Annotated in this window: 24 protein-coding genes, 1 riboswitch and 1 other annotated feature; of the genes, 22 read left to right on the top strand and 2 right to left on the bottom strand. The window is 38.1% G+C overall.

Translation table 11 applies throughout. The features are described from left to right. Nucleotides 1-13: 13 nt before the first annotated feature. The 20 genes from ilvD to PLX19_RS15695 all read left to right on the top strand — a co-directional run bounded on the left by ilvD (nucleotide 14) and on the right by PLX19_RS15695 (nucleotide 19172). Complete coding sequence (ilvD, locus tag PLX19_RS15790; protein ID WP_272189655.1) at nucleotides 14-1681, top strand: dihydroxy-acid dehydratase; 1668 nt, start codon at nucleotides 14-16, stop codon at nucleotides 1679-1681. A gap of 23 nt (nucleotides 1682-1704) precedes the next feature. Continuing rightward, nucleotides 1705-1932, top strand: a binding site (T-box leader). Between the two features lie 73 nt (nucleotides 1933-2005). Further along, nucleotides 2006-3700 (top strand): acetolactate synthase large subunit, encoded by a 1695-nt coding sequence (gene ilvB, locus PLX19_RS15785; protein WP_272189654.1) that lies wholly within the window; start codon nucleotides 2006-2008, stop codon nucleotides 3698-3700. Then, nucleotides 3700-4215, top strand: a complete 516-nt coding sequence (gene ilvN, locus PLX19_RS15780) for an acetolactate synthase small subunit (RefSeq protein WP_272189653.1) — start codon at nucleotides 3700-3702, stop codon at nucleotides 4213-4215. The genes ilvB and ilvN overlap by 1 nt, the downstream gene beginning before the upstream one ends. Nucleotides 4216-4242: 27 nt before the next feature. After that, nucleotides 4243-5253 (top strand): ketol-acid reductoisomerase, encoded by a 1011-nt coding sequence (gene ilvC, locus PLX19_RS15775; protein ID WP_272189652.1) that lies wholly within the window; start codon nucleotides 4243-4245, stop codon nucleotides 5251-5253. 1 nt (nucleotide 5254) lies between these two features. Then, nucleotides 5255-6778: a 2-isopropylmalate synthase gene (locus PLX19_RS15770; RefSeq protein ID WP_272189651.1), complete on the top strand. Its 1524-nt coding sequence runs from the start codon at nucleotides 5255-5257 to the stop codon at nucleotides 6776-6778. 14 nt (nucleotides 6779-6792) lie between these two features. Continuing rightward, nucleotides 6793-7857 carry a 3-isopropylmalate dehydrogenase gene (gene leuB, locus PLX19_RS15765; RefSeq protein ID WP_272189650.1) on the top strand — a complete coding sequence of 355 codons (1065 nt, stop codon included), beginning with the start codon at nucleotides 6793-6795 and terminating at the stop codon, nucleotides 7855-7857. Further along, nucleotides 7857-9251 (top strand): 3-isopropylmalate dehydratase large subunit, encoded by a 1395-nt coding sequence (leuC, locus tag PLX19_RS15760; RefSeq protein ID WP_272189649.1) that lies wholly within the window; start codon nucleotides 7857-7859, stop codon nucleotides 9249-9251. The genes leuB and leuC overlap by 1 nt, the downstream gene beginning before the upstream one ends. Beyond that, entirely contained in the window at nucleotides 9229-9807 is a 579-nt protein-coding gene (gene leuD, locus PLX19_RS15755; RefSeq protein WP_272189648.1) for a 3-isopropylmalate dehydratase small subunit, read from the top strand. The genes leuC and leuD overlap by 23 nt, the downstream gene beginning before the upstream one ends. Nucleotides 9808-10242: 435 nt before the next feature. Then, complete coding sequence (hisZ, locus tag PLX19_RS15750) at nucleotides 10243-11505, top strand: ATP phosphoribosyltransferase regulatory subunit (RefSeq protein ID WP_272189646.1); 1263 nt, start codon at nucleotides 10243-10245, stop codon at nucleotides 11503-11505. Further along, on the top strand, nucleotides 11481-12116 hold the full coding sequence (gene hisG / locus PLX19_RS15745; protein ID WP_272189645.1) for an ATP phosphoribosyltransferase: 636 nt from the start codon (nucleotides 11481-11483) through the stop codon (nucleotides 12114-12116). Before hisZ ends, hisG begins: the two co-directional genes overlap by 25 nt. Before the next feature lie 12 nt (nucleotides 12117-12128). Further along, the gene (gene hisD, locus PLX19_RS15740) at nucleotides 12129-13421 is read left to right on the top strand and encodes a histidinol dehydrogenase (protein WP_272189644.1); all 1293 of its coding nucleotides are present in this window, start codon (nucleotides 12129-12131) and stop codon (nucleotides 13419-13421) included. Then, nucleotides 13421-14005 carry an imidazoleglycerol-phosphate dehydratase HisB gene (gene hisB, locus PLX19_RS15735; protein WP_272189643.1) on the top strand — a complete coding sequence of 195 codons (585 nt, stop codon included), beginning with the start codon at nucleotides 13421-13423 and terminating at the stop codon, nucleotides 14003-14005. Before hisD ends, hisB begins: the two co-directional genes overlap by 1 nt. A 1-nt stretch (nucleotide 14006) precedes the next feature. Further along, on the top strand, nucleotides 14007-14612 hold the full coding sequence (hisH, locus tag PLX19_RS15730) for an imidazole glycerol phosphate synthase subunit HisH (RefSeq protein WP_272189642.1): 606 nt from the start codon (nucleotides 14007-14009) through the stop codon (nucleotides 14610-14612). After that, nucleotides 14609-15328, top strand: a complete 720-nt coding sequence (hisA, locus tag PLX19_RS15725; protein WP_272189641.1) for a 1-(5-phosphoribosyl)-5-[(5-phosphoribosylamino)methylideneamino]imidazole-4-carboxamide isomerase — start codon at nucleotides 14609-14611, stop codon at nucleotides 15326-15328. The genes hisH and hisA overlap by 4 nt, the downstream gene beginning before the upstream one ends. Then, nucleotides 15322-16080, top strand: a complete 759-nt coding sequence (hisF, locus tag PLX19_RS15720; protein WP_272189640.1) for an imidazole glycerol phosphate synthase subunit HisF — start codon at nucleotides 15322-15324, stop codon at nucleotides 16078-16080. The genes hisA and hisF overlap by 7 nt, the downstream gene beginning before the upstream one ends. Next, nucleotides 16077-16382, top strand: coding sequence for a phosphoribosyl-AMP cyclohydrolase (gene hisI, locus PLX19_RS15715; RefSeq protein WP_272189638.1), 306 nt, complete (start codon nucleotides 16077-16079; stop codon nucleotides 16380-16382). Before hisF ends, hisI begins: the two co-directional genes overlap by 4 nt. A 12-nt stretch (nucleotides 16383-16394) precedes the next feature. Next, nucleotides 16395-16718 (top strand): phosphoribosyl-ATP diphosphatase, encoded by a 324-nt coding sequence (gene hisE / locus PLX19_RS15710; RefSeq protein WP_272189637.1) that lies wholly within the window; start codon nucleotides 16395-16397, stop codon nucleotides 16716-16718. 11 nt (nucleotides 16719-16729) lie between these two features. Further along, the gene (locus PLX19_RS15705) at nucleotides 16730-17749 is read left to right on the top strand and encodes a histidinol phosphate phosphatase domain-containing protein (RefSeq protein ID WP_272189636.1); all 1020 of its coding nucleotides are present in this window, start codon (nucleotides 16730-16732) and stop codon (nucleotides 17747-17749) included. 115 nt (nucleotides 17750-17864) lie between these two features. Beyond that, nucleotides 17865-18023, top strand: coding sequence for a DUF4025 domain-containing protein (locus PLX19_RS15700; RefSeq protein ID WP_272189635.1), 159 nt, complete (start codon nucleotides 17865-17867; stop codon nucleotides 18021-18023). Between the two features lie 177 nt (nucleotides 18024-18200). Continuing rightward, the gene (locus PLX19_RS15695; RefSeq protein WP_272189634.1) at nucleotides 18201-19172 is read left to right on the top strand and encodes an NAD(P)-dependent oxidoreductase; all 972 of its coding nucleotides are present in this window, start codon (nucleotides 18201-18203) and stop codon (nucleotides 19170-19172) included. 37 nt (nucleotides 19173-19209) lie between these two features. Here PLX19_RS15695 and pssA read toward each other — a convergent pair whose 3' ends face one another. Together pssA and PLX19_RS15685 are read right to left on the bottom strand one after the other, a co-directional pair. Then, nucleotides 19210-19914, bottom strand: a complete 705-nt coding sequence (gene pssA, locus PLX19_RS15690) for a CDP-diacylglycerol--serine O-phosphatidyltransferase (protein WP_272189633.1) — start codon at nucleotides 19912-19914, stop codon at nucleotides 19210-19212. 358 nt (nucleotides 19915-20272) lie between these two features. Then, a complete protein-coding gene (locus PLX19_RS15685) occupies nucleotides 20273-22159 on the bottom strand; it encodes an LTA synthase family protein (RefSeq protein ID WP_272189632.1) in 1887 nt (628 codons plus the stop codon). 189 nt (nucleotides 22160-22348) lie between these two features. Between PLX19_RS15685 and PLX19_RS15680 the strand changes: the two genes are divergently transcribed. Together PLX19_RS15680 and PLX19_RS26235 are read left to right on the top strand one after the other, a co-directional pair. Next, nucleotides 22349-22744, top strand: a complete 396-nt coding sequence (locus tag PLX19_RS15680) for a DUF3888 domain-containing protein (protein WP_272189631.1) — start codon at nucleotides 22349-22351, stop codon at nucleotides 22742-22744. 89 nt (nucleotides 22745-22833) lie between these two features. Then, a riboswitch (Lysine riboswitch) is annotated at nucleotides 22834-23016 on the top strand. A gap of 352 nt (nucleotides 23017-23368) precedes the next feature. Then, on the top strand, nucleotides 23369-23451 hold an 83-nt coding region (locus tag PLX19_RS26235), incomplete at its 3' end, for a hypothetical protein (RefSeq protein WP_442869058.1).

The following is a 23451-nucleotide window of genomic DNA, read 5'->3' as shown; positions in this document are numbered from 1 at the left end:
AGGAGAGTAACCGATGCGAAGCAATATGATTAAACAAGGTATTGACCGGGCGCCGCATCGAAGTTTGCTTCATGCGGCAGGCGTTAAAGAAGAAGATTTTCATAAACCATTTATTGCAATTTGTAATTCATATATAGATATTGTTCCAGGACATATTCATTTAAGGGAACTTGCTGATGTAGCGAAAGCTGCCATACGCGCGGCAGGAGGTGTTCCTTTTGAATTTAATACAATCGGCGTTGATGATGGAATTGCAATGGGACATATTGGAATGCGCTATTCACTTCCAAGTCGAGAGATCATTGCAGATGCAGCAGAAACTGTTATTCAAGCTCATTGGTTTGACGGAGTTATGTTTATGCCAAATTGTGACAAAATTACACCAGGAATGTTAATGGCATCCGTTCGGACGAATGTTCCTTCTGTTTTTGTCTCAGGGGGACCGATGGAAGCTGGAAAAGCAAAAGATGGTACACCTCTTTCTTTAGCATCTGTATTTGAGGGGGTTGGCGCTCATAAATCAGGGAAGTTAAGTTTAGAGCAGCTGATTGATATGGAAAAATCAGCATGTCCAACGTGTGGTTCTTGTTCAGGGATGTTTACAGCCAATTCTATGAATACCATTATGGAAATGCTCGGCGTTGCACTTCCGGGAAATGGAACAATCGTTGCAACAAGCGAAGCACGTCATAACTTAATTCGTCAAGCTGCGATTCATTTAATGGATTTAATTAAGCGTGATATAAAGCCGCGTGACATTATTACGAAAGAAGCAATTGACGATGCCTTTGCATTAGATATGGCGATGGGTGGATCGACAAATACCGTTTTACATATGTTAGCTATCGCGAATGAGGCTGGTATTGATTATGACTTGCAGCGTATTAATGATATTGCAAAGTGTGTTCCATACTTAGCGAAAATTAGCCCAGCATCTCATTATTCTATGCATGATGTACATGAAGCGGGCGGGGTGGCAGCTATTATTAAGGAGCTTTCACGGATTCCAGGGGCAATTCATCCTGAGCGCATTACAATTTCAGGGAAAACTATCTATGAAACAGTAGAAGATGGGAAAATTTTAGATGAAAAAGTAATTCGTCCGAAAGAGCGGCCTTATCGTAAAACAGGTGGACTATCTATTCTCTTTGGTAATTTAGCACCTGATGGTTCGGTCCTAAAAGTTGGAGCGATTGATGAATCGGTTACTTCATTTGTTGGGGAAGCAATTTGCTTTGATTCTCATGATGAAGCAGTTGCTGCAATTCATAGTGGTATTGTGAAAGAAGGGCATGTTGTAGTCATCCGCCATGAAGGTCCAAAAGGAGGACCTGGTATGCCGGAAATGTTAGCTCCAACATCAGCAATCGTTGGAAGAGGACTAGGAACAAAGGTTGCATTAGTTACCGATGGGCGCTTCTCAGGGGCAACAAGAGGGATTGCAATTGGGCATGTATCGCCAGAAGCAGCTGAAGGAGGGCCGATTGCATATGTGAGAGATGGTGACTCAATCATTATTAATGTAAAAGATGGAAGTATTCATTGGGAAATTTCTAACGATGTATTAGAAGAGCGAAAAAAACAATTTATTTCTCCAGAGCCGAAAGTAAAAACGGGTTATTTAGCACGATATGCAAAGCTTGTGACTTCGGCAAACACTGGAGGAGTTATGAAAGTATAAAGTGAAACTTCCGTTCGCGGATGGATAAAGCGTTGAGAGGGAGGAGTAGTTGATTGTGAAGCCTCACAGAGAGTCGGTGGTTGGTGGAAACCGATGGTTCACGTTGATGAACATCGCCCTTGAGTGCCAAACTGAAGCACTTGTCTAGGTTTGGACGGTAGCTCCGTTATTAGCTTGATTCGATTAGAGTCACTGAGGCAAGAGTTTTTCTTGCAAAGAAGGGTGGTACCACGAAGTCTTTCGTCCCTTCAGCACATAGCTGAAGTGTGGGCGAAAGACTTTTTTATTTATATAGGTATTTCATAAAGGAGGTTTGTAGAAACGATGTCTTCAAAAACGGAAGAGAAGATGGCAACTGGTGCACAGCTATTGTTACATGCGCTCAGAAAGGAAAAGGTAGAAGTCATTTTTGGTTATCCAGGAGGAGCTGTTTTACCACTATATGATGCGCTTTACGATTGTGAAATTCCTCATATTTTGACGCGGCATGAGCAAGGGGCGATCCATGCAGCTGAAGGGTATGCAAGAATTACTGGAAAGCCTGGTGTTGTAATTGCTACAAGCGGACCGGGAGCGACAAATGTTATTACTGGCTTAGCGGATGCGATGATGGATTCTTTACCACTTGTCGTATTTACAGGTCAAGTTGCAACAATGCTTATAGGAAGTGACGCCTTTCAAGAAGCGGATGTTATCGGACTTACGATGCCAGTCACAAAGCATAATTATCAAGTGCGAAATGTTTCGGATTTACCAAGAATTATAAAAGAAGCATTTCATATTGCAGCAACGGGTAGACCGGGTCCGGTCGTCATTGATCTTCCAAAAAATATGGTTGTAGAAACGGGAGAGCGATGTAGTGATGCCTTGATGGATTTACCTGGATACCAACCAAACTATCACCCAAATCAATTGCAGATAACAAAGCTGTTACAAGCAATTGAAACGGCAAAGAAACCACTTATTTTAGCAGGTGCAGGTGTACTCCATGCCAAAGCGGCAAATGAATTAACCGCATTTGCTCGTATGTATCAACTTCCGGTCGTTCATACATTGCTTGGTCTTGGAGGATTTCCAGCGGAGGATACATTATTTTTAGGAATGGGTGGTATGCACGGTTCATACGCAGCGAATATGGCGTTGTATGAATGTGACTTGTTAATAAATATAGGGGCCCGTTTTGATGATCGTCTGACTGGAAATTTAACACACTTTGCAAAGGAAGCAACGGTAGCGCATATTGATATTGATCCTGCAGAAATTGGAAAGAACGTTGTGACAGAAATTCCAATTGTCGCAAGTGCTAAGCATGCTTTAGAAGCGTTACTAGCGTGTAAAGGGGAGAAACAAAATCATAAAGAATGGCTACAGCTTCTGCAAAAAAGAAAGAATCGCTATCCGTTTTGTTATGAAGACGATTCACAAAAGTTAAAACCGCAAGCTGCAATCCAAATGCTGTATGAAGTTACAAATGGAAATGCAATTATAACAACGGATGTCGGACAGCATCAAATGTGGGCTGCACAATATTATAAATTACAACAACCTGATAAGTGGATCACGTCAGGAGGGCTTGGAACAATGGGATTTGGTTTGCCAGCTGCGATTGGGGCACAAATTGCCGAACCAAATGAACTCGTTGTAGCAATTGTAGGTGATGCCGGCTTTCAAATGACATTACAAGAATTAAGTGTTTTAAAGGAACATAGCCTCCCTGTGAAAGTGCTTATTTTAAACAATGAAGCACTTGGGATGGTACGGCAATGGCAAGATGAGTTTTATAATCAGCGTTATTCGTATTCGGTAATTTCTTGTCAACCAGACTTCGTCATGTTAGCTCATGCCTATGGAATAAAAGGAATCCGTATTGAACAGCCGTTAACAGCAAAAGAACAATTAAAAGAGGCGATAAATTTACAAGAACCAGTGCTAATTGATTGCCGAGTTTTACAATCTGAAAAAGTTATGCCTATGGTTGCTCCAGGAAAAGGTGTTCATCAAATGGAGGGGGTGAAATAGTGAAACGGATTGTGACAGCGACAGTTCGAAATCAAAGTGGAGTTTTAAATCGAATTACAGGCGTGATGGCGAGAAGGCAATTTAATATTGAAAGTATTTCAGTAGGCCATACAGAATCATCCCATATTTCAAGAATGACATTTGTTGTTCATGTTGAAAATGTCCAGCAAGTCGAACAGCTTATTAAACAGCTTCATAAACAAATTGATGTATTAAAAGTATCTGATATTACAGAAGAAGCAATGCTTGCAAGAGAACTTGCACTTATTAAAGTGTCTACATCAATTGCTTCTAGACCCGAATTGTATAGCTTAATTGAGCCATTTCGCGCTGCTGTTATCGATGTTGGGAAGGATTCCATCGTCGTTCAAGTAACAGGAACGCAAGAAAAAGTAGAAGCGCTTATTGAATTGTTGCGTCCATACGGTTTAAAAGAAATTGCAAGAACAGGAGTAACAGCTTTTACAAGAAGTATGAAAAAGCAAGATAAACAACAAGTAATGTTAATTAACTAACTTTTAAAATATAGGAGGAGAAAGAAAATGGCAAAAGTTTATTATGAAAAGGATGTAACTGTAAATGTATTAAAAGGAAAGAAAGTAGCAATTGTTGGCTATGGATCTCAAGGTCATGCTCATGCGCAAAATTTACGCGATAACGGTTTTGATGTTGTTGTAGGTCTTCGGCAAGGAAAGTCTTGGGAAAAGGCAAAAGAAGATGGGTTCTCTGTATATAAGGTTACTGAAGCTACAAAACTAGCAGAAGTTGTAATGGTTTTGCTTCCAGATGAACAACAGCCGGAAGTATATGAAACAGAAATTGCACCGAATTTGCAAGAAGGAAATGCACTTGTGTTTGCTCATGGGTTTAACGTTCATTTTAATCAAATTACACCACCTGAAGATGTAGATGTATTCCTTGTAGCACCAAAAGGACCGGGGCATCTTGTACGCCGAACATTTGTAGAAGGTGCAGCCGTACCAGCACTATTTGCGGTCTATCAAGATGCAACAGGAACAGCTTATGAAAAAGCATTATCGTATGCCGATGGAATCGGGGCGACTCGCGCTGGCGTACTTCAAACGACCTTTAAAGAAGAAACCGAAACAGATCTATTTGGAGAGCAAGCAGTACTTTGCGGAGGAGCAACTGCTCTTGTGAAGGCAGGTTTTGAAACATTAGTAGAAGCTGGTTATCAACCTGAACTTGCCTATTTTGAGTGTTTACATGAGCTGAAGCTTATTGTCGATCTTATGTATGAAGGCGGATTAGAAAATATGCGCTATTCAGTTTCGGACACAGCGCAGTGGGGGGATTTCGTATCGGGGCCGCGCGTTGTAACAGAGCAGACGAAACAAGCGATGCAAGAAGTATTAAAAGATATTCAAGATGGGACGTTTGCGAGAGGATGGATTGAAGAACATAAAGCAGGAAGACAAAACTTCCATGCAATTAATGCAGAGGAGAATGCGCATCAAATTGAAGTAGTAGGCCGTAAGTTACGTGAGATGATGCCGTTTGTGAAGCCGAGAGTGAAGATGGAGGTTAAGTAAAATGAAGCAAATTTTGTTCATGGATACGACGCTTCGTGATGGGGAGCAATCACCTGGAGTAAATTTAAATGAACAAGAAAAATTACAAATTGCACGGCAGTTAGAGAGACTTGGAATTCATGTAATGGAGGCGGGCTTTGCGTCCGCTTCTGAAGGTGATTTTCGGTCGGTGAAACGTATTGCCGAAACGATTCAAAATGCTTCTGTTATGAGTCTGGCTCGTGCAAAGGAAAGTGATATTCGTACTGCATATGAAGCGTTAAAAGGAGGCGTCTCTCCCCGGTTGCATGTATTTCTCGCAACCAGCGACATTCATATGAAATATAAGCTCTGTATGTCAAAAGATGAAGTGTTAGATACAATTTACCATTCAGTAAAACTTGGGAAATCATTGTTTCCAGCGGTGCAATTTTCTGCAGAAGATGCAACGCGAACAACCTCTTCTTTTTTAGCGGAAGCTGTAGAAGTTGCGATTCGCGCCGGGGCGGATGTCATTAATATTCCTGATACAGTAGGATATACAAATCCAGAAGAATATTATTCTCTTTTCCGATATTTGCAAGAACATGTTCTATCTTATGAGAAAGCTATTTTCTCTTGCCATTGCCATGATGATCTTGGTATGGCAGTAGCTAACTCATTATCGGCAATTGAAGGCGGTGCACTTCAAGTAGAAGGAACGATTAATGGCATAGGAGAACGTGCTGGCAATGCCGCTCTCGAAGAAGTTGCAGTTGCACTCCATATTCGAAATGATTATTACGGGGCATCATCTTCCATACAATTAAAAGAAATTAAAAGGGCGAGTACACTTGTAAGTCGATTAACGGGAATGGTTGTTCCAAAAAACAAAGCAATTGTTGGGGCCAATGCGTTTGCACATGAATCTGGTATTCATCAAGATGGAGTTTTAAAAGAAGCATCTACTTATGAGATTATTTCACCTTCTCTTGTAGGAGAAGAACGAAATCAATTTGTACTTGGGAAACACTCCGGACGACATGCTTTTACAGAGAAGATGAAAGAATTAGGGTATGATTTTACAGAAGAAGAGAGGGAGTTAGCATTTCGTGCATTTAAACGGTTAGCGGATCGAAAAAAAGAAATTACAGAAGAAGATTTAAGAGCGCTTGTATTAGGGGAAACTGCATTTGCTAAGCAACAATACGATATTAAACAGTTGCAAGTTCATTTTGTATCAAACAGCATTCAAAGTGCAACCGTCTGCTTAGAAGATACTGAGGGGAATGAGCTGGAGGATGCTGCGACTGGAGCTGGTAGTATTGAAGCCATCTATAATGCAATTCAAAGAATTCTTCATTTACAATGTGAGCTCGCTGACTATCGTATTCAGTCGATTACGCAAGGACAGGACGCGTTAGCTCATGTTCATGTTGAATTGAAAGAAGATGGACATCAAGTTTCTGGTTTTGGCGTAGCTCAGGATGTACTAGAAGCTTCGGCTCGTGCTTACGTGTATGCAGCTGGGAAATTAAAAGCATTACGATCACTTACAAAATCGTAAAGGAGTGCTTGAAGATGGAAAAACGAATTGTTTGTTTAGCTGGTGATGGAGTTGGGACAGAAATAATGGCTAGTGCTAAGCAAGTATTAGAGATGGTAGAAAGGTTATACGGTCATCAGTTTTATCTGCAAGATGAATTGTTTGGAGGAGCAGCAATTGATGTATTTGGTCAACCGCTTCCGTCCCGCACATTAACAGCGTGCTTAGCAAGTGATGCAGTATTACTAGGCGCAGTTGGAGGCCCGTATTGGGATCACGCAAAAGAACGTCCTGAACAAGGACTTCTAACTTTGCGAAAAGGCTTAGGTGTATTCGCGAACGTTCGCCCGGTTTCTGTAGAAGAAGCAACAGCGCACTTATCACCGCTAAAAACAGCTGAGCAAGTTGATTTTGTTGTTGTTCGTGAATTAACAGGTGGCATCTATTTTTCGTTTCCGAAAGAACGAACAGAAGAAGTCGCAACGGATACACTCACCTATCATCGACGTGAAATAGAACGAATTGTTTCCTATGCATTTCAATTAGCGAAAAAACGCCGAAAAAAAGTAACTTCTATTGATAAGGCGAATGTTTTAGAATCTAGTAAACTATGGCGACAAGTAACAGAAGAAGTAGCAGCACGCCATCCTGAGGTAGAGTTAGAACATTTATTAGTAGATGCTGCCGCAATGGAACTCATTCGGAATCCAAGACGATTTGATGTGATCGTTACAGAAAATTTATTTGGCGATATTTTAAGTGATGAAGCATCTGTATTAGCAGGTTCATTAGGAATGTTACCGTCTGCAAGTCATGCGGAGAATGGCCCGTCTCTTTATGAGCCAATTCATGGATCAGCACCAGATATTGCTGGGAAAAATAAAGTAAATCCAATCGCTATGCTTCGCTCCACTGCAATGATGCTTGGGCAATCATTTGGGTTAAGAAAAGAAGGAGAAGCAATTGAAGAAGCCATTTCTACAGTTCTTCGTGCTGGAAGATGTACAGCGGATTTAGGCGGGAATGAAACGACAACTTCGTTTACAACGTATGTATTACAAGCGATGGAAGAGCAAGCGCTAGTAGGGAGATGGCGATAATGGGGAAAACATTATTCGATAAACTATGGGAACGGCATGTTGTAGCAACAGATGAGAATGGATTGGATTTATTATATATTGATCTTCATCTCGTTCATGAAGTAACATCGCCGCAAGCCTTTGAAGGCTTGCGGCTTGCTAATCGAACTGTACGGCGGCCAGATTTAACGTTTGCTACAATGGATCATAATGTACCAACAAAGGATGTATGGAACGTTACAGATCATATCGCAAAACAACAGATGGATACGCTTCGTCATAATTGCGAGCAATTTCATGTACGATTAGCCGATATAGGAGACGAGGCGCAAGGAATTGTGCATGTAATTGGCCCGGAACTTGGATTAACACAACCTGGAAAAATAATTGTGTGCGGAGATAGTCATACAGCAACACATGGAGCGTTTGGTGCGCTGGCGTTTGGGATTGGTACGAGTGAGGTTGAACATGTATTAGCGACCCAAACTTTATGGCAACGGAAGGCGAAATCGATGGGAGTAGAATTAAAAGGAACATTGCCAAAGGGCGTATATGCAAAAGATATTATTTTACATTTACTTGCTACATACGGTGTTTCCGTCGGGGCAGGACATGTGATGGAGTTCTATGGAGATACTGTACAAGAAATGACAATGGAAGAGCGAATGACACTTTGTAATATGGCGATTGAAGGAGGAGCAAAAGCAGGCATGATTGCTCCAGATGAAACGACGTTTGCTTATGTAAGAGGGCGCCAATATGCACCAAAAGAGTTTGAGCAAGCAGTGGAAAACTGGCGTGAATTATACACAGATGAAGATGCGATGTATGATGTAGTCATTACAGTTGATGTGACGAATTTGGCGCCGTATGTAACGTGGGGGACCAATCCAGGAATGGGGCTTCGCATCGATGAGGTACTTCCACCAGCAAATGATAAAAATGATAAACGTGCCTATGCATATATGAGTCTTCAATCAGGTCAATGCGTAACGGATATTCCAATCCAACACGTGTTTATTGGTTCTTGCACAAATTCCCGTTTGTCTGATTTAGAAATTGCTGCTGCAGTTGTAAAAGGAAAGAAGGTAAAAGAAGGAGTAAGGGCTCTTGTTGTACCTGGGTCAAAACAAGTGAGAGATGAAGCAATGAAACAAGGATTACACCTTATTTTTGAAGAGGCAGGATTTGAATGGAGGGAACCTGGATGTTCGATGTGTCTTGGTATGAATCCAGATCAAGTACCAGAAGGTGAGCATTGCGCTTCTACTTCAAACCGGAATTTTGAAGGAAGACAAGGAAAAGGAGCAAGAACGCATCTCGTTAGTCCGGCAATGGCCGCTGCGGCTGCAATTTACGGTCATTTTGTTGATGTGAGAAAGGAGAACTACGATGGAGCCATTTCGTATTCATAAAGGTACAACTGCAGTGTTGATGCATGATAATATTGATACAGATCAAATTATTCCGAAGCAATATTTAAAACGTATTGAAAGAACAGGATTTGGAGAGTTTTTATTTGATGAATGGCGTTATTTAGATAATCGTCAAGAAAATCATGCGTTTCCGTTGAATGCTCCTGAGCGAAAAGGCGCTACGATTCTAATTACAGGAGAAAACTTCGGTTGTGGATCTTCTAGAGAACATGCACCGTGGGCCCTTGCGGATTACGGATTTCGGGCTATTATTGCAGGAAGTTTTGCAGATATTTTTTATATGAACTGTATGAAAAATGGAATTCTTCCCATTGTTATGACAAAAGAAGCTCGTGAGCATCTTGCATCTGTAACACCGCAAGCGATAATAGAAATAGATTTAGAGAATGAAACGATAACAACTCCTGAGCGCAGCTTGTCTTTTTCTATTGAACGCATGTGGAAAGAAAAGTTGTTAAGTGGTTTAGATGATATTGGGGTTACACTTCAATATGAGAATGCGATTACAGAATATGAGATAAAAATGTGTCGTTAATAGATAGAAATAAAAAATGAATGCCGCATTTTTCTGAAAGTTAAAATAAAATTATTTACTTTCAGTTTAATTGGTAGTATACTGACTTCAAACTAAGAGGAGAAAGGGAGTAATGACAATGTTTACTTTCCAATCAGTCATTTTATGCACACAACATCATCATACGTAAACCCTTGAACCTAGCGTGAAAAAACGTGTAGGTACAAGGGTTATTCCTGTTGTACCTACATTCTCTAAAGAGCTATGTAGGTATTTTTATCTACATAGCTCTTTTTTTCGTTTTCTAAACGCTATGTTGTGGATGTATGGGTGAAGATGAAATCGTTAGTGAGAGTAGTTCAAGAAATGAATAAGGGACATGGAAGAGAATCAAGTTAAGTATGTTATTTTTGTAGATTTTTTGTATATATGTGTCAAGAAAGTAGAGGTGTGACGATGAAAAAATGGAAGCGAGCCAATCCAAATGGAACAAGAGATTTTTTGTTTCAAGAATGTACATTAATGGAGGAGGCTGAACAAAGGTTAAGACGTACATTTATTGAGAGAGGATACGAAGAAATACGGACACCTATGATTGAATTTTATGATGTATTTGCGTTTCAAAATCGTCCTATTGACGAGGAGAAGATGTATAAGTTTTTTGACTCAGAGGGGCGCATCCTTGTTCTGAGACCTGATATGACGATTCCGCTGGCACGTGTAATCGGAACAAAAAGAATGGAAGTTCCTTTTAAATTAACATATAGTGGAAATGTTTTTCGGGCAAATGAATCTTTAACAGGCAAATATAATGAAATTACACAAACAGGAATTGAGATTATCGGTATCGATAATATTCGTGCTGAAATTGAGTGTATTGTAAGCGCAATTGCCGCTTTGCAATCAGTTGGTATTCAATCATTTAAAATTGAAATTGGTCAAGTGGAACTCTATAAATCCATTGTGAAAAAATTGTCTTTACGAGAAGAAGATGAATATGCATTGCGAGAATATATTGAGAGTAAAAATTTTGCGACCTTGTCCCGTTTTTTACAAGAAAAGCAGTTGGATATGCAAGATAAAACTGTGCGGTTATTACAAAAATTACCTCGTTTATTTGGAGGGTTAGAAGTAGTTGAAGAAGCTGAAAAACTTGCTGTGAGTAAAGAGATGAAAAGAGCAATTGCGAGGATAAAAAATATATACGAAAACATTGACCGCCTTGGTTATGGTCAATATATATCTATTGATTTTGGGATGATCCAACATCTGAATTATTATACCGGTGTAATCTTTCGTGGATATATATGCGATGTTGGAGAAGAGGTTGTTAGCGGCGGAAGATATGATGAATTGATTGGGAATTTTGGTGAATCTTTACCTGCAGTAGGCTTAGCCATACAAGTAAATCAAATTGTACGTACCTTACAAGAACGGAAAGAAAATTCATACCAAAAACAAATAGATGCTCTCATATATTATTCGTTAAATATGATTTCCGAAGCAGAGAAATTACGTGTTTTACTTGGAAAAGATGGTATAAAAGTTGAACTTTCAATGTTAGAAAATTTACAAGATACATTTCAATTTGCAAGAACACAGGATGTGAAAACTGTAATTGATGTATCAGGAGAAACGTTAGTTGAATATGCTTGGAAAGATAAATGGATCATGAAGAAAAAAGGAGAATCCTCATGCGTAACATTCAAATTGCGTTAACGAAGGGAAGATTGGAAAAACATGTGATTCCGTTATTTGAACGAATCGGTATCGATTGTTCAGAGCTAAAGGATAAAGGAAGGAAGCTTGTATTTCAAAGTAACTCTTCACAAGTTTCATTTATCCTTGTAAAAGCAGTTGATGTTGTAACGTATGTAGAACATGGTATAGCTGATATGGGTGTTGTGGGTAAAGATATCTTGCTTGAACATGAAAATGATGTATATGAAATGATTGATTTAGGAGTAGGACGTTGTAAATTTTGTGTTGCTTCTGTTTCATCGTATCGTCCAAACGGTTATAACAAAAAGAGAATTGCAACAAAATATCCGAACATTACTTCTGCACATTTTCGTAAGAAGGGAGAAGATGTAGAGATTATTAAAATAGAAGGCTCTGTAGAGATTGCTCCTTTGTTAGGATTAGCAGATGCAATCGTTGATATTGTAGAAACAGGACAAACGTTGAAAGAAAACGGGTTGCTCGTATTTGAAGAAGTTTGTGATATTTCAGCACGTTTAATTGTAAATAAAGCATCTTTAAAAATGAAAAAAGACGAAATATTCAGTATTATAAATAAAATGGAAAGTACCTTAATAGAAAAGGAATGAAGGATGGTAAATATGAAAATTGTATCCGAGAATTATTCTGATATTTTATGTAAGGTGAAGCAGTTAAGGGAACAGGCAAATACAATAGAAGAGATGATTCAACAAGATGTGAGGAAAATTGTTGGAAGTGTAAGGGAAAAAAAAGATGAAGCTCTATTTTCGTATACGAAGGCTTTTGACAAAGTAGAATTAACTAAATTTCAAGTTTCAGAAGAAGAATTGGTGTTAGCTTATCAAAGTGTTGAACCAGCATTTTTAGCAGCATTAGAAGAAGCAAAGAAGAATATCATTTCCTATCATGAAAAGCAAAAGAGACAAGCTTTTATTGATACAGAAAAAGGGGGGATTATTCGCGGGCAGCTTGTTCGGCCACTGCAAATTGTTGGTGTATATGTACCAGGGGGAACGGCAGCATATCCATCATCGGTTCTCATGAATGTTTTGCCAGCAAAAATTGCGGGCGTTGATAAAATTATCATGGTAACACCGCCGAATCGTGAAGGAGTAGACCCACATATTTTAGCTGCAGCAAAAGTTGCTGGAGTTGATGAAGTGTATACAGTGGGGGGAGCGCAAGCAATTGCTGCGTTAGCATACGGAACAGAATCAATTCCGCGTGTTGATAAGATTGTAGGACCAGGAAATATATATGTTGCATTAGCGAAGCGAGAAGTATTTGGTTCAGTGCATATCGATATGATTGCTGGTCCATCTGAAATTGTTGTTATTTCTGATGAAACGGGAAATGCGGCATATATTACGGCTGATTTATTATCACAAGCCGAACATGACAGACGAGCAACTGCTATTTGTATCACAACTTGTTTGAAATTAGCGCAGGAAGTGAAGCGAGAAATAGAAAAACAATTGATGAATCTTCCAAGAAGCGAAATAGCTCGTGAATCCATTAACAGAAACGGAGCAATTCTTGTTGTAGAGTCATTAGAACAAGCGTTTCAGCTCTCAAATGAAATAGCTCCAGAACATTTAGAACTGCACATCAAAGAACCGATGACAGCTCTTTCATCAATTCAACATGCAGGATCTATATTTTTAGGTCCATATGCGCCTGAGCCATTAGGTGATTATATGGCAGGTCCGAATCACGTGTTACCAACGAGTGGAACAGCAAGGTTCTTTTCTCCATTATCTGTGGATGATTTTATTAAAAAATCGAGCTTTTTATTTTATACAAAAGAGGCTCTCGGGAAGGTACAACATCATATTGTCAATCTAGCTGAAAAAGAAGGATTACAAGCTCATGCGAGAGCAATTGAGATTCGTTTTAAGGGAGGGGAAAAGTGATGCGCACTGCAAAGCAAATGAGAAGTACAACGGAAACAAAAATTTCTGTGGCACTGCAATTAGATGGTAATCAAGAAGTTTCCATTCAAACAGGAGTTGGTTTTTTTGATCATATGCTAACTTTATTTGCAAAGCATGGTCGTTTTGGATTGCAAATTGAAGCTGATGGTGATGTGTATATTGATGCTCATCATACAGTAGAAGATGTTGGGATTGTTCTTGGGAATTGTTTGAAAGAAGCACTTGGTGATAAAGCGGGAATTAATCGTTACGGTACAGCTTATGTACCAATGGATGAAGCATTAGGGTTTGTTACGGTTGATATAAGCGGAAGGTCGTATCTCGTATTTGATGGTGAATTTACAAATCCCAAACTTGGTGAATTTGATACAGAGCTAGCAGAAGAATTTTTTCGTGCGGTTGCCCATGCGGCGAATATAACATTACATGCACGTGTTTTATATGGAAGCAACACGCATCACAAAATTGAAGCGCTCTTTAAAGCATTTGGACGTGCACTTTGTGAGGCTACCGAGAAAAATGAAAAAATTATTGGGGTAAATTCTACGAAAGGACTGTTGTAATTTGATTGCAATTGTAGATTACGGAATGGGTAATATTCGAAGTGTCGAGCAAGCTTTAAAGCATATTGGTGCAACGTATGTTGTAACAGATGAGACGGAAAAAATTATAAATAGCGATGGTGTTATTTTGCCGGGAGTTGGTGCATTTCCAAGAGCGATGAATTGCTTAGAAGAAAAAGGACTTATTTCTGTTATTCAAAAGGTTGCTCATACAGGAAAACCGTTGCTTGGCATTTGTTTAGGCATGCAGCTTTTATTTGAAGAAAGTGAAGAGATTGAAAGAACGAAAGGATTAGGTTTACTTCCAGGGAGAGTAAGGAAATTAAATGTAGCGCATAAAATTCCGCATATGGGATGGAATCAGTTGCAAAAGAAAACGGAGCATTCTTTATGGAATGAGATAGAAGAGGGTTCCTTCGTTTATTATGTTCATTCTTATTATGTACAATGTCCAATTGAAGTTGTAGTTGGTGGGAGTGAGTACGGAGTTTTCGTACCAGGGCTTGTTGCAAGAGAAAATGTATTTGGAGCTCAGTTCCACCCGGAAAAAAGTGGGGAAATAGGAATTCGAATATTGCGGAATTTCAAGGAGGTTATAGAAAAATGAAAATCTTTCCGGCAATCGATTTAAAAAATGGTCGTTGCGTTCGTTTATATCAAGGGAAATTTCAACAAGAAACAGTCATGAATGAAAACCCGGTTGCACAGGCCGTGTTATTTGAACAACTTGGTGCACGTGCATTGCACCTTGTCGATTTAGACGGTGCAGTTGCTGGTCGATCAGAGAATTTTTCTGTCATTGAAGATATTTGCAAAGCAGTGCGAATTCCAGTGCAAGTTGGAGGAGGGATTCGTTCGATTGCTACGATTGAAGCACTTTTATCAGTTGGAGTGATGAAAATAATTCTTGGAACGGCAGCACTGTATAATCGTACATTTTTAGAAGAGGCAGTTTGTTTATATGGAGACAAAATTATTGTTGGAATTGATGCGAAAAATGGATATGTAGCAACGCGAGGATGGCTAGATATGTCGGAAATGTCATATGTACAACTAGCAAAAGAAATGGAAGAAGTAGGTGTACAGACACTTATTTTTACTGACATTTCTAGGGACGGAACACTTGCAGGTCCAAATTTCGAACAATTACAACAATTACAAAGTGAAGTTTCACTTCAAATCGTTGCTTCTGGTGGTGTAAGCTCGCTTGCTGATGTTGAGAAGTTACAGGATATGGACTTATATGGCGTGATTATAGGGAAAGCATTGTATGATAAAAAAGTTAGGTTAGAAGAAGCATTGCAGGTGACAGGGGCATGTTAACGAAGCGAATTATTCCGTGTTTAGATGTAAAAAATGGTCGCGTTGTAAAAGGAGTAAATTTTGTAGGATTACAAGATGTTGGGGATCCTGTTGCCATTGCCGCTGTATACAACGAAGCAGGTGCGGATGAACTTGTGTTTTTAGATATTACGGCAACGTATGAAGATCGGAAAACGATGATTGATGTTGTAGAACGCACAGCATCGGAGGTATTTATTCCTCTTACAGTTGGAGGGGGAATCACCTCTGTTCAAGATATGTATGGATTACTTCGAGCAGGTGCAGATAAAGTTTCATTAAATTCAGCTGCAGTGCAAAGACCAGAGTTAATACAAGAAGGTGCAGAGCAATTTGGCTCTCAATGTATAGTTGTTGCAATTGATGCTAAGAAAAGCGAAGAAAACAAATGGAATGTGTATGTAAATGGTGGCCGCATTGATACAGGGATGGATGTAGTCGAATGGGCAAAACGCGTGGAACGCCTAGGCGCTGGAGAATTACTGTTAACAAGCATGGATGCAGATGGGACAAAAGATGGCTATGATTTACTTTTAACAGAAACAGTTTCAAAAGCAGTTGGTATTCCGGTAATTGCTTCGGGTGGATGTGGATCTATTGAACATATTGCAGAAGTTTTTCAGCAAACATCAGCAAACGCGGCGTTAGCAGCTTCTATTTTTCATTACGGCGAGGCAACCATTCAAGAAACGAAACAAAAGTTACAAGAAGCGCAAATTGAGGTGAGATTGTGAAGCCGAATTTTTCAAAAGGATTATTGCCAGCTGTTGTGATAGAAGAGGGTACAAAAGAAGTTTTGATGCTAGCTTATATGAATGAAGAAGCGTACGAAAAAACATTAGACACAAAAACGACTTGGTTTTATTCTCGTTCACGAAGAGGCTTGTGGAATAAGGGGGAAACATCAGGACATGTTCAACATGTGAAATCATTATATTTAGATTGCGATCAAGATTCTATTATGGTAGTTGTCCAGCAGGTAGGTGTAGCTTGCCATACAGGAGAAAAGTCATGTTTTTATAATAAGGTGTTATAGGGGGATAAGGAAATGAGTGATGTGTTGCAACAGTTATACGAAACAATTCAACAACGAAAAGAGAAACCTATCTCTGAATCGTATACGAACTACTTATTTACAAAAGGAGAAGACAAAATATTAAAGAAATTAGGAGAAGAATGTACTGAAGTCGTAATTGCGGCGAAAAATAATGAGAAAGATGAGCTTATAAAAGAAGTTGTTGATTTTACGTACCATTGCTTAGTGCTGCTCGTAGAAAAAAATGTATCATTACAAGAGATAGCAGAAGAATTAAATAAACGTCAAGGACAATTATCGAAAATGGGCGAACGAAAAGAAATTGACACATTATAGGAGGGAGAAAGATGAGAGTAGATTACCACCTTCACTTAGAAGAAGGGCCGTATTCAATGCGGTGGTTATCTCGTACAAATGAAGCGCTCGAGTATTTTGCACCGATTGAGGAAGAGAAACATTCAATGGGATGGATCTTAAACATAGGGGAACGTTTGCAAAAGCGTGTAAAGGAAGGCGCATTTTCACAGGATTGGATTGACTTATATTTGGAGGAAGCTGTGCGTAAAGGAATACGGGAAGTTGGAATAGTTGACCACTTATATCGTTTCTACGAGGCTAAGGAGTACTATGAGCGCTATGTCGATATTAGTGATTCAGAACTTGGACATCTGCAAAAAGAATGGCTAGATCAGGTGAGAGTAGAGTCGATTATAAATTTTACTAAAGCAATTGAAGATGCAAAAGAAAGATGGAGCAAACGAGGCGTGATATTACGGCTTGGAATAGAAGCAGATTATTTTATTGGCGGAGAAGAGGAACTAGCGAAACTATTAACGTTAGGAAATTGGGATTATGTCATTGGTTCTGTTCATTTTATTAATGGATGGGGATTTGATAATCCAGATACAGACAATTATTTTAGACAGCATGATTTAAGTACGTTATATCAGACATTTTTTCAAACGTTAGAAAAAGCAATACGTTCTGGCTTATTTGATATTGTTGCACATTTAGATAATATAAAAGTGTTTAATTACCGCATAGATGAAAATGAGCAATTGCCATATTACGAAACAATTGCTAAAGCTTTGATTGAAACGAATACGGCTACGGAAGTGAATGCTGGATTATATTATCGATATCCTGTAAGAGAAATGTGCCCAAGCCCTTTGTTTTTACAGCGCTTAGTACATCATGGTGTTCCGATTACAATTTCGTCTGATGCACATTTTCCGAATGATTTAGGTAGTTACGTACAAGAAAATATAGAATCGCTTCGTAATCACGGTGTGACACATATAGCAACATTTGAAAAAAGAATTCGAAATATGAAACCGCTCGAATATGTAAAAGAGAATGTTTTATGATAAAGTGAAACCTCCATCAGCAGAAGAGGCTTTATTCTTTACTTCCCGCGAATAGCGGAATGGAAACTTCCTTTTTTGTTTACACTAACGTTGAACAAAAAAGGAGGGTTTTCTTATGGAGAAACAACAATATAAAGACACTGGGAAGTTAACAAATCAGAGCAATACTCAACAAAAAAATCAACTAGAGCAATCAGTTATACAAGAACAAATCAGTGATACAGTAGCAGAAGGCACAATTGATGTGAAGCTAGCACAAGGAAAAGATAAATAAAGTAAAACTTTTAGTGGTGAGGGGCTGAATGGATTCAGCCTCTTTTTCACGATTTTGTAAAAAAGAGTGATAAGAATCATGATAGTTTAATCAAATTCCTTGTCTTTTTTCGACAGGCTTTTTTACAATAATATTGAATGAACATATTTTGAAGTGAAAAAGAAAGGATGCTTAAACATGGCGAAAATTTTAATAGCAGGACAAATTCCAGAAATCGGACTACAGTTGCTACGAGATCATGAAGTGGAAATGTATGATGAAGAAGAGTTGATTAGCACAGAAGAGCTAGTAGCGCGTGTCAAAGATAAAGATGCATTATTAAGCTTACTTTCAACAAAAGTGCCGAAAGAAGTCATCGATGCAGCACCGCATTTGAAAATTATTGCAAACTACGGAGCTGGATATGACAATCTTGATTATAAATATGCGGTGGAAAAGGATATAGCGGTTACGAACACACCGAAAGTTTCTACAGAGGCAACAGCAGAGCTAACGTTTTCCATTTTATTAGCAGCGGCGCGCCGTATTCCTGAAGGAGATACACTATGTCGTACAGTTGGTTTTAATGGCTGGGCACCGCTCTTTTTCTTAGGGCGTGAAGCATACGGTAAAACGATTGGCATTATTGGGCTTGGAGAAATCGGAAAAGCGGTAGCCAAGCGAGCGAAAGCTTTTGGGATGAACATTGTGTATACAGGACCAAATCGTAAATATAGGGCGGAGGAAGAATTAGGAGCAACATATGTAACGCTGGAAGAACTATTGCAAACAGCGGATTTTGTTACTATTAACTGTGCTTATAATCCGAAGTTGCATCACATGATTGCTGAGGAACAATTTAGACTAATGAAAAAAACAGCTTATATTATTAATGCGGCACGTGGTCCAATTATGAACGAAGAAGCGCTTGTAATTGCATTAGAAACAAAGGAAATCGAAGGAGCAGCGCTTGATGTTTTTGAGTTTGAACCGAAAATTACAGAGAGATTAAAAGAATTAACAAATGTTGTGTTAACACCGCATATTGGAAACGCGACGATTGAAACGCGTGATGCAATGGCAGAAATGGCAGTGCGCAATATTTTAGCAGTATTAGAAGGGAGTGAACCGTTAACGCCAGTGTATCAAAAAGAACTTGTGGCGAAATAAAAAAGAAACCTTCCTTATGATTAGGAAGGTTTCTTTTTTATTCTTTGTTTGCTCGGTTTTTATGTGATGGGCGTTGTCTAAGAAATTGAGATAGCATATACAAAATATAAAGAGGAATAGCAATGAATAAAAACACTGAAATATTACCGAAGCTTGTTTTATACATTGTATAAATGATTCCAATTAAAAAGAGTGTCACGATAATACTATATTTTGGAATCGGTACATCTTTCATACTTGGAATACGAATGCGACTAACCATAAGAAAAGCGAATGTCACGAATACTGTAATGAGTACGATTTTTGGAATCGTATGTGAAAATAAAGTAAGGAAGGCAACGAGGCCACCTGCAGCTGTAATTGGTACACCAGTAAAGTATTTCATTGATGTTGATGATGGTGTGACATTGAAACGAGCTAATCTGTATGCTCCAAATAGAGGGAAAAGTCCTGCTATGTATAGTCCGATAATACCGTAATTAGAGAAGGATGTGTAATACATCAATACAGCGGGTGCAGCACCAAATGTAACGACGTCTGCTAATGAATCAAGCTCTTTTCCAAGCTGTGAATCGACGCGAAGTAGGCGTGCAATCCTTCCATCAAGGCTGTCTAGCATCATTCCGATTAAAACTAAAATTGCCGCTGATTTGTAGTATCCTAATGAAGCGTAGCCGATTGATAGAAATCCACTATATAAATTTCCGAGCGTAAATAAGTTTGGAATGGCTGCTCTGTACAAAATCTGATCCCTTGCTTTCTATTATAGATTCTTGATTAGTTTATGAAAGTTTATACTTTTTATCATAACATAAATTTCCTATGCCCGTCGAAAAAATTCTCCATTTTGAGAAAGATTTTAGCTTGTTTTTATTTGTTTAATTCCAAGCTATCGTAGTATATATTATTTTTTCGGCATATAAGCAGCTGCGGTGCAAAATTCAATATGAACGCAAGTAGCGTTCATATTGAATTTTGCACTTAGCACCTCTTTCTATACGTGGCTAGATGCTCTTGTCCCTCCTAAAAAGAAGGGGGTATTTGGATTTATTGTATATAGAAAATAACCCTCGAATCGTTATCGGTCGAGGGTTATTTTCTTATTCGAATTTCGTTATCATCGTACCAGTTTTATATTGATTATGCGGGTCAAATCGTAATAAATCACCGTAGATGAGTTTATCAGAGTAATTCAACTCTGTTTTTGCTTTTTCGATATACGGTTGACAAATAGAAATATCAGTCGGTTCACCAGTTTTTTTGTTGTAGCATACATTTTTTGTATACAGATAATCATTTGTGATGAAGCTTCCATCACGCATAACCATAAGTGGATCATCATTTGTTTCAAATAAATCTGCGCCAAATTCAATAGAATTGTTAGTTTTTATACCGAGTAAATGTAACAGTGTTGGCTTCACATCAATTTGCCCAGACACTTTTGAAATGACTTGTCCCTTTTGACCGGGAATGTGAATGATGAGCGGTACTCGTTGTAGCTGCATCATATCAAAAGGAGTAAGTGTTTCCTTTTCTAAAAATTGAGCCATAGCTGCATTATGATTTTCAGAAATACCATAATGATCTCCGTAAATAATGATAATAGAATTATCGTATAATCCTTCTTTTTTTAATTGTTCAACAAAATGTTTTAATGCTTCATCTGTATAACGTACAGTTGGAAAATAACGATTTACAACGCCGCTTTCTGAATTGTATTCATTAATGAGTTGATCTTCCGGTTGCAGCAAAAATGGAAAATGGTTTGTTAATGTAATAAATTTTGTATAGAACGGCTGTGGTAAAGATTTTAACTTTGGGATAGATTGTTCGAAAAAAGCTTTATCTTTTAATCCCCAACCAACAGACATTTGTTCTGCGTTTGTATAGTCTTGTAAATTGAAATAGCGGTCATATCCGAGCGCAGGATACATCAAATCGCGATTCCAAAAAGCTTTATCATTTGAATGAAATACAGCAGAGTAATATCCATGTTTTTTGAGTTGTTCTGGTGTAGCTGTATATTCATTATTAGCATGTGTAAAGAAAACAGAGCCGCGATCAAGTGGATATAAAGAGTTTTCAATAATAAATTCCGCGTCTGATGTTTTTCCTTGTCCGGTTTGATGATAAAAGTTATTGAAATAATAGCTTTCTTTAATAAAGTCATTTAAAAATGGTGTAATTTCTTTTCCATTTATTTTTTGATTGATGACAAAACTTTGTGTAGATTCCATTGAAATTAAGATAACATTCTTTCCTTTTGCTACGCCGAATAAATCTTTATTCGCTTGTCTATCTTTTGTTTTTACATAGTTATCAATTTCAGAAAATGTACCTCCACTTGCGAAGGCGCGCTGGGCAGACGATTTCGATTGGAGCGCAATATCATAAATATGATATGTATATAAGCCAAGATTTTTCACAACTGTTTGGCGATCAAATGAATGTGAAAAGAGTTGTGGTTTATAAATAACTGAAATAATCATTTGCAGAGCTAATACTGCTGTTACACCGCTGAAAAATGTTTGTTTTTCTTTTCTCGATAGAGGAGTTGTGTCACAAAAACTAGGGAATTTTCGAGATAATATGGCTAAAACAATAGTATCTGCAAATAAAAGGAGTGTTTTATATGTAAACAGTTCTTTTATACTCGTTCCTAAATCAGCCATGTTATTTGTTTGAAATAATACCGGGAATGTTACAAAATCATTGTAAAATCCATAAAACATGGCGTTGCCAAATAAAATAAAAGATAACACCATACTAATACTAATAATGATACGATTTCGATGTTTTGTTGCAAATAAAGCGAAACCGAAAAATAATAATAATGAAGCTAACGGGTTAAAGAACAATATTATTTGTTCGAAAGCGTTATTGATTTTCATATCAAAAGCTAATTTGTATACAATATATGTTTTGATCCATAATAAGACGACCGCTATGAGAGCGAATCGTATTTTTGGAAACAAGCGTTGCATCATATTGGGCTCCTCCTACTACCTACAAGTAACCGCTTCTATAATATATAACCGGTTACATATCTCTATGTTTTTTACTATGTGTACTATTATATAAAAACATAATGAATTTGTGGATGTTTTTCTCATAATTGGGTAGAAAAAGGGAAGATGGATAAAATAATGTCATCTTTGGAAATGTGGAGGAGTACTATGAAGAAAATATTTTGTTTTATATTGAGTTGTTTCATTTTACTTGGAAATCCAGCTCCTTTTTTGGCTGAACATGAACCGTTATTATTAGAAGATGCCCTATATTCAGTGCTATTTCCGAGAATAAATGAAGCGATTCAAAAGCATTACGGAAAACAAAAGCCATATGAATGTCCGAAAATCGTTAGTATGAAAAAAATGTACAGTGGTACATATTTGTTCCGTGCTTCTATTGAAATCATTAAATATGAGCCAGGAGTAGGAGGGAAGAAACTCCCGCCGTTTGAAAAAGTAACGATCATGTTTGAAAATGATGATGGTGAGTGGACTGTGAAGAATATAGATGCAAAGCGCATGCCAGATACTACAAAATTAAATTGTCGTAAACCAATTTAAAAAAGTATTTGACAAATAAATTAGTCATTTGCTATTGTTAATAGCAATAAAAAGATGCTTGAAAATTAAATAGACTTACCTCATCTACACTCAAGGGTAGAGGCCGCGGTAATCAAAAGTAAGCTATAGGAAATAAAGTGGTATTCATGATTATAGTCTGAAAGGGATTACCGCCGAAATATATGAATACTCACTTTATTCATATATTGGGACTGCATTGAATAAATGTAGTACTGTCATAAGTTTTTGGCTTATGGAGAGCTATTTGGAGATGTTTGATGCGGTTTCTTATTTGAGAAAATAACAATAAGTTTATTTTTTCATCATATATTCTTCCAATAAGAAACGCGTGTGAACATTGTTCCGCGCGTTTTTTGTTTACCTAATTAGGGATAATATGAACAACTAAGGCATGGAATATATATGTGAAAAGAACGACAAAAAACCCTCCCTTCTTTTTAGGGGGTGTCAAGGGCATTTGGCCGCGTTTCCTACCACATGCGATGTTTAAAACAAAAGGAAGAAGCAAGTAGCGTTTATGTTGTATTCTGCATAGCAACGACTTATATGTCGAAAAATTAAAATGGATATATAGATGTTTTTGAGAAAAAGGGAGGAATTCACATGTATTTACACGGCACAAGCCGAATTAACGAGCAAGGACACTTAGAAATTGGGGGATGCGATGCTACTGAACTTACAGCGAC

Source organism: Bacillus sp. BP-3 (assembly GCF_028401955.1).
Lineage (GTDB): Bacteria > Bacillota > Bacilli > Bacillales > Bacillaceae_G > Bacillus_A.
The sequence above is the reverse complement of the archived record's forward strand: the minus strand, read 5'-3'. Positions and strand labels throughout refer to the sequence as shown.